Raw genomic sequence first — 6,761 nt, 5'->3', positions numbered from 1 at the left:
GATGTCAGCGGGGGCGACGGCCGCGTTCAGCATGATCTAGCGCGGAACCCCGGGCGTTTACGCCCGGGAGGACGCGCTTCTTAGCACGGCTCTGACCCGCACGGGCGCACGGGTCTGCACTGTTGACCTGAGTCGGCTCAGGCGGGTCGTTTCTGGTTCTCGATGTACTCCTCGTCTACAAGGCCAAGCGGGCCGGGGTGCCCCTGGTCTTCGTTGATCCCGCCTACACGTCGCAGACATGCGCCGAGTGCGGCCACGTCGACAAACGCAACCGTGTCGACCAGGGGCTTTTCATCTGCCGGGGATGCGGGGTCGTTGCCCACGCTGACCGGAATGCTTCCCACAACATCGCCACCCGTGGCGAGAGCGTGTGGAATGCGGGGCGTGAGTCACGCGTCCCTGCCACCCCATAGCGGGGTGTCTGGACGGAGGAGTCGACCCCGGCAGCCAGTTGGGCACTACCTCCAAGCCCGGCCCTTTAGGGCCGGGGCAAGTTGACGCTCGGACGGTGTGCTCACCGCTGCTTCGCCGGCGCTCTGTCCAGCGTCAAGGCGGTGCAGCGGATGCCGCCGCCGCCCTTCGCCAGTTCGCTCGTGCCGAGTCCGACCACCTTCAGGCCGCGGTCGCGCAGTGCAGCGGCGAGGCGAGGCGCTGCCTGGGCCATGGTCACGGTGGTTCCGTCGCTGATGAGGTTCAGCGCGAACCGCGTCGCCTCCTCGAGGGACACCTCGATCAGCTCGACCCCGAGCCCGCGCAGGGTCCGCAGGCTGGTCGCGTCGAGGGCTTGCGGGCAGTACGCCACCGTGTCCGCGTCGATGACACCGACGGCCAGGTCGAGGTCGTACCAGCGGGAGTTCAGCGTGCGCAGCGGCACCACTTCGTAGTCCAGTTCGCGGGCCAGCACCGGGAGCATCCGCTCGTCGGTGCGCTGGCCGTGCCCCGTCAGCAGCAGGTCGCCGCAGGCCAGCGCGTCGCCCTGGCCACTGAACGCATAGGGAGCCTCGACGACCTCGAACCCCCGGTTTGCCAGCCACTCCTGGAAGTAGGGGATCTCGGCCTTCCGCTGGGGCGGCGGGCAGCCCAGGACGGCGCGGCCGCCGCGGACCACGGCGGCGTTGGCCGTGAACACCATGTCCGGGCACTGCGGTACGGACGGCAGGTACTCGACCGTGCGGCCGGCCGCGAGGTGCGCGGCCACGATCGCCCGGTGCTCGGCGAGCGTCGCCTCTGCGTCGGGCTGGACCGCGGTGTCCATGTACGGGTTGATCTCGTAGTCGACCCGGAAGTGGCTCGCATCGGAGACAAGGAGTTCGCTGTTCACGGGGCCTTCCCTGGGAATGTGACGGAGTTCGTGTGCGCCGCGGCTCGACGGCCAAGGGCGTGGCCGGTCAGGCGGGGACGACCGTCACCGGCAGGGAGCGCATGCGGTTGATCACCCAAGTGGACTGCCAGGTGGGCGGGTTCGCGAGCGCCAAAGACGTATCGGCCCCGATCAGGTCCTCCAGCAGCGCCCGCAGCAGCACGCGGACCAGGGCGGCGCCGAGACACAAGTGAGGGCCGGCGCCGAGGGTCAGGTGCGGGTTCGGACTGCGGTCAAGGACCAGCTCGTCCGGGTCGGCGAAGACGGTGCCGTCGCGGTTGGCGGAGGGGAGCCACACCGCCACCGCCTCGCCGGCCCGGATCGTGGTGCCCGCGAGTTCGGTGTCGCAGACCGCGGTGCGCATCGCGTGCGTGGCCGGCGCGGTCCAGCGCAGCAGTTCTTCGACGGCGGAGCCGACACCGACCCGCCCCTCGCGCAGCGCCTTCCACGCCTCAGGATGCTCCAGCAGGGCCAACAGGCTGCCGCTCGCGGCGTGCTGGGCCGTCTGGCTCGCGGCCACCACGATGTTGTCACACGTCAGGACGATCTCCTCGTCCGACAGCGACAGGCCGCCCGCGCGGGCCGTGAGCAGCGCGTCGATCAGATCCCGGCCGGCCTCTGACCGGCGGGTGCCGATCGCCTTCAGGAAGTACGCCATCACGTCGTGGTGGCCAGAAGCCGCGTGTTCCGCCTCGTCCACGGAGCGGCCCGTGGCGTCCAGCACCAGGGGCAGGTCCTCGGGCGCGATGCCCAGAATCTCGGCCTGCACCGCAAGGGGGAACTTCGCGGCCACATCGGTGGCGAAATCGCCGCCGCCCCGCGCACGCAGATCCGCCAGGAGCGACCCCGCCACCTCACTGGCCAGCGCGCCCAGGTTGCGTACAGCCCGCGGCGTGAACAACCGGGCGACAGCCCTGCGCAGTTCGGTGTGGCGCGGCGGATCGGTGAGGATCGGCATCTTCCCGGCACCGGGGTAGGGAGCAGAGTTGTCCTCCTCGCGCAGCATTGCGCCACGGCTGGAGGTGAAGACCTTCCAGTCCGTCAGCACCCGTTGGCCGGCCTCGTGCCCGACCACGGCCCAGAACTGTGAGCCGGTCTTCGCCACATGGTGGTGCACGGGGCCTGCCTCCCGCATGGCCCGCCACACCTGGTACGGATTCCCGTTCGTGTACAGAGCCGAATCCAAGAGGTCGACCGACAACGACGCAGACAACAACGCCCCCTGTTTCTCGATGGTCTGGAAGACGTCATGGCCGCCGCGTCGGCCCAAGTGCCCTCATCGAAAAGGGGACGTTGATGGGTGATGCGACGCCACGCAACATGTTCGAAGTGGCTCGGGCGCGGTGATGCCGCGTCCGTGGTGCACGAGGCCGCGCGACCTCCTCAGCCCTGCGGGCTGAGCTCGGGCTTCTTGTCCAAGGCCGCGACGAAGTCGGCGAACCGGGGGTTGTCGAACAGCACTTTCACCGGGGTTGTGGACCCGTGCCGGTTGTTGAGCACCGCGATGATGCGCAGCGCGGCGAACGAGTGACCGCCCGCATCGAAGAAGTCGGTGTCGTCGTCCACGTCGGCCCCGAGAACCTCCCGCCAGATCGTCCCGACGGCGGTGCGCAGTTCGTCGTCTGTCATGCGTGTTGTCTCCTTGTTGTCGCGGTCAGGAACGACAGGACGCCGGCCCTGGCCGACTCGTGGGCCGTGAGCCCGGCCCGGTCGCTGTCGACGCGTACGGTGGTCAACTCCCCCTCGGGGAGCCAGCCTCGGTGGTCGGGGTGGTCGCGGGAGAGCACCTGGAGCATCGGTCCGACGGGCTCCTTGGGCAGCGCGCCCCGCGCCGCCAGCAGGTAGGCGAGATAGGACACGTGCTGCCGGGCGAAGTGCGCGACCGGTTCGTCGATCACGCCGTCGCCCAGTCCCTGCGCCCGCAGCGCCGCCTCCGCGCGCCGCGTCAGGTCCTCGTGGACGGCCTTCAAGAACGGCTCCGGTTCGGCGGGCAACTCCTCGATGGGTACCGGCGGTCCGCAGCTCCCCGGCACCTGGGCGACCGCGCCCGCGTAGGCGCGGGCGACGTCGTCGTTGGTGGTCGGCATCGGATCGAAGAGGACCAACGGGCGCGGGCTTGCGGACCGGCGGGCGAGGTGGACCGCGATCGCCGACGCGGCACAGTACGCCAGAATCGGATCGGGACTGTCGTCGAGCCGGGCCGCGTAGGCGGGACCGGTGCCCTCGACCGGCAGCGGGTCGGTCAGCAGCGTGACCATGCCATCGAAGCCCAGCGCGGTGACAGGGGCCTCCGGGCGGCGCCCCGGATAGTCCAAGATCATCAACATGTTTCGTGTCTCCCTCACACACCGGCCAATTCCGCCACCGCTGCTGCCACCTCGTCGGCCAGCACCGTCCCGGCGGCGGGGGACAGGACGTCCGCGCGCCACGTGGTGACGAGGTCCCAGCTGCCGTCGGCGCCGGGGAAGGCCTCGACCATCCAGCTCCGCGAGGTCCGCGGTGCCCGGACCCGCACAGGACGCAGTCCCACCGCACCGAGCGAGACAGCGGGCGGCGGATGCTGCAGCACCACCCAGGCCTCGAACCACGCGTGCGCGCCAGGGCCGGCGCGCAGCTCGCGGACCAGTTCGTCGAAGGGCATCCGGGCGTGCTCCAGTCCGTCGACGATCTGCCGGGCCGCCTCGGTGAGCACTGTTTCCGGCTCCCCACGCAGCCCGCGCAGGGGCACGGCGAACGGGTTGACGAGGTACCCGACCATGCGGTCCACGGCGGGGTCGAACCGGCCCGTGGTCAGGGTGCCCACGCACACGTCGTCCACGTCGAACCGCCGGGCGACGGCCCTGGCGGCGCCGGCCGCGAGCACAGCAAGCGGTGGGCCGCTGCGCCGGGCGGCCGCGGCCCTCAGCCGGCGCACCAGGGCGGCGTCGAGGCGGCGGACCGCTTCGTGGGCGGGCGTCTCGGAGTCGGCGTCCCGGGCCGGCGGCAGGCACGACGGTGGACAGCCGGCGAGTGCGCTGCGCCAGTGAGGGAGGTCCTCGGCGGCCCGCAACGCGACGTCGCGTGATTCCCACAGACCGAGTAGGCGATTTCCCGGGACGGGCGGGAAGTGGGGGACGCCACCGTCGGAGCGCGCCACGTAGGCGTGCTGGAGATCGTCGAGCAGGATCCGCTCCGATGCGCCGTCGAAGGCGATGTGGTGGAACTGCAGGCACAGCAGCGCGCGGTCCGGCGTGAGCCGGCACAGCCGGGCGCGGATCGGCAGCTCCCGATCAAGGTGGAACGGGGTGTCCCACAGGTCTGCGGTGATCCGCTCGGCGAGCTCTTGAACCGACGCCGGTCCGGCGGGCGCCGACACCTCCGTCCACGGCACGGCCGGGCCGGTGAGCGCGCGCTGCACCGGACGGCCTGCCTCCCAGACGTAGACGGTGTGCAGGGCCTCGTGGCGGGCCACCACGTCGTCGAGGGCTGCGCGAAGCACGTCGGGGCGGAGCGGGCCGGTCAGCTCGTACGCCTCGACGACGAGGTTGTCCGCGCTGCCCGGCGCATACGCCTCTGCGAACAGGAATCGCTTCTGCGAGTGGGCCAGGGGGCGGTCGTGGTCGTCGCCCGCCGCCGGCGCGACCGATGCGGGGACCGCGGTCCCCGCATCGGTGAAGTCGCTCAGCCGCCGCTTGCGGTAGATGTCCGAGACGGTGACTTTTCGACGGCTGCGGGCACTGAGCACGGTGGCGAGCCGGATGGCGCCCAGTGAGGTCATGCCCGCATCGAGGAGGTCGTCGTCCGGCGTCAGGGCGGCGTTGCCCAAAAGACCGCGGACCTCGGCGAGCAGCGAGTCCGACGTAGGGGTGCGCAGCGTGGCCGAGGACGCCGAGCCGAGGGCCTTGCGGTCGATCTTTCCGTTCTGGGTCAGCGGAAACGCCGCGAAGGCGGTCAGTGCGCGCGGCACCATGTAGCCGGGCAGCCGGGCATGCAGCGTGGCGAGCAGCTCCTCCTGGGCCTCCTGGCTGCCGGTGTAGGCCGCGACGAGTTCCACCTCGCCGTCCCCGGCGTCCAGGGCCAGCGCCACCGCATCGGTGACCGCCGGGTGCTCCCGCAAGGCCGCCTCGATCTCACCGAGTTCGACCCGGTAACCGCTGACCTTGACCTGGTGGTCGAGCCGGCCCAGATGGACGAGTCCACCGCCTTCACCTCCGTGGCGGCCGACCCGGTCTCCGGTGCGGTACCAGTGCTCGTCGGTGAGCGGGACCGAGCCGTCGTACTCGCTCACCCGCTCACCGTCGAAGGCCACGAACCGACCCTTGTTGTCTGCGGCCTCGAGGTATCCCGCAAAGCGCTGCGGGCCCCGCAGGCACAGCTCGCCCTCGGCGGCGGGGCGGCCCTGCTCATCCACGACGAGCTGCTCGAGCCCGGGGTAAACGGTCCCGATCGGCACCGTGCCGTTCGACGGACGCGCCCAGTCCCGGCGATCTCGCGACAGGCGGTGCTCGGCACACGTCACCGTCATCTCGGTGGGACCGTAGATGTTCTCCAGCACGCTCTGCGGCGCTGCGGCCTGCCACGCCTCGGCCTGCTGCAGCGTCAGGGGTTCGCCGCAGAACAGACTCCAGCGCAGGGCAGGCATGCTCGACGGACTCAGCTCGCGCAGGCGCAGCGCGAAGGAGATCGCCGACGGCACCGAGTTCCAGTGCGTCACGTCGTTCGCGTGGATGAAATGCGTGGGGGACAGCAGGTCCTTGCGGGCCGGTACGACCAGGGTGGATCCAGAACCCCAGGCCGTGAACATGTCGTACACGGACGGGTCGAAGGTCAGGTCGAAGAATTGCGAGAACCGTGCGCCGGGACCCGCCGCATACCGAGGGATCACATGCTCGAGGTAGGCGCTCACGTTGCGGTGCTCGATGCACACCCCCTTGGGCGCGCCCGTCGAACCCGAGGTGAACAGGATGTAGGCGATGTCCCGCACACCGGCCTGCGCATCCGGCAGGTCGGCCGCCGGCAGCGCGCGTACGTCCCTGCCGGACAGGCGCACGACCGGCACCGGGAGATCCAGCTCAGAAACGGCGTCCCGGTCCGCGAGCACGACATCCACCCCGGCCAGCCGGGCGATCGTCGTGTTGCGCGCCGCGGGAGACGCCGGGTTGAGCGGCACGACCGTCGCGCCGAGCCGCTGGACGGCGAGATATCCCGCATAGGCCGGCAGATCGCGCCCCGCGAGCAGGCCGACCCGGGACGGCACGGTGCCGCAGCGCCGGATCAAAAGGCCCGCAATCCGCCCGGCGAGTTCGGCGAGTTCGGCGTACGTCAGCTCCTCGCCGTCGACCTCGAGTGCGATCCGGTCCGTGCCCGAGGCCGCGGCGGCCGCGAACCAGTCGTACATCGTGCGCGGCCCGTCCCTACCGTG

Annotated in this window: 6 protein-coding genes; 1 reads left to right on the top strand and 5 read right to left on the bottom strand. The window is 71.0% G+C overall.

Annotated elements, in window-relative coordinates; genetic code table 11:
* The first annotated feature begins 152 nt into the window (after positions 1 to 152).
* Positions 153 to 413, top strand: a complete 261-nt coding sequence (locus IEY95_RS45655; protein ID WP_373294681.1) for a zinc ribbon domain-containing protein — start codon at positions 153 to 155, stop codon at positions 411 to 413.
* 101 nt (positions 414 to 514) lie between these two features.
* Here IEY95_RS45655 and IEY95_RS45650 read toward each other — a convergent pair whose 3' ends face one another.
* From IEY95_RS45650 to IEY95_RS45630, 5 genes are all read right to left on the bottom strand, one after another.
* On the bottom strand, positions 515 to 1,321 hold the full coding sequence (locus IEY95_RS45650; RefSeq protein ID WP_189192225.1) for a dimethylarginine dimethylaminohydrolase family protein: 807 nt from the start codon (positions 1,319 to 1,321) through the stop codon (positions 515 to 517).
* Between the two features lie 67 nt (positions 1,322 to 1,388).
* Positions 1,389 to 2,630, bottom strand: coding sequence for a cytochrome P450 (locus IEY95_RS45645; RefSeq protein ID WP_189192224.1), 1,242 nt, complete (start codon positions 2,628 to 2,630; stop codon positions 1,389 to 1,391).
* Positions 2,631 to 2,743: 113 nt separating this feature from the next.
* Positions 2,744 to 2,989, bottom strand: a complete 246-nt coding sequence (locus IEY95_RS45640) for a phosphopantetheine-binding protein (protein ID WP_189192223.1) — start codon at positions 2,987 to 2,989, stop codon at positions 2,744 to 2,746.
* A complete protein-coding gene (locus IEY95_RS45635) occupies positions 2,986 to 3,687 on the bottom strand; it encodes a hypothetical protein (protein WP_189192222.1) in 702 nt (233 codons plus the stop codon). The genes IEY95_RS45640 and IEY95_RS45635 overlap by 4 nt, the downstream gene beginning before the upstream one ends.
* Positions 3,688 to 3,701: 14 nt before the next feature.
* Positions 3,702 to 6,737 carry a non-ribosomal peptide synthetase gene (locus tag IEY95_RS45630; RefSeq protein WP_189192221.1) on the bottom strand — a complete coding sequence of 1,012 codons (3,036 nt, stop codon included), beginning with the start codon at positions 6,735 to 6,737 and terminating at the stop codon, positions 3,702 to 3,704.
* Positions 6,738 to 6,761: the final 24 nt, after the last annotated feature.

This window comes from Streptomyces albiflavescens, from assembly GCF_014645835.1.
Classification (GTDB): domain Bacteria; phylum Actinomycetota; class Actinomycetes; order Streptomycetales; family Streptomycetaceae; genus Streptomyces; species Streptomyces albiflavescens.
The sequence above is the reverse complement of the archived record's forward strand: the minus strand, read 5'-3'. Positions and strand labels throughout refer to the sequence as shown.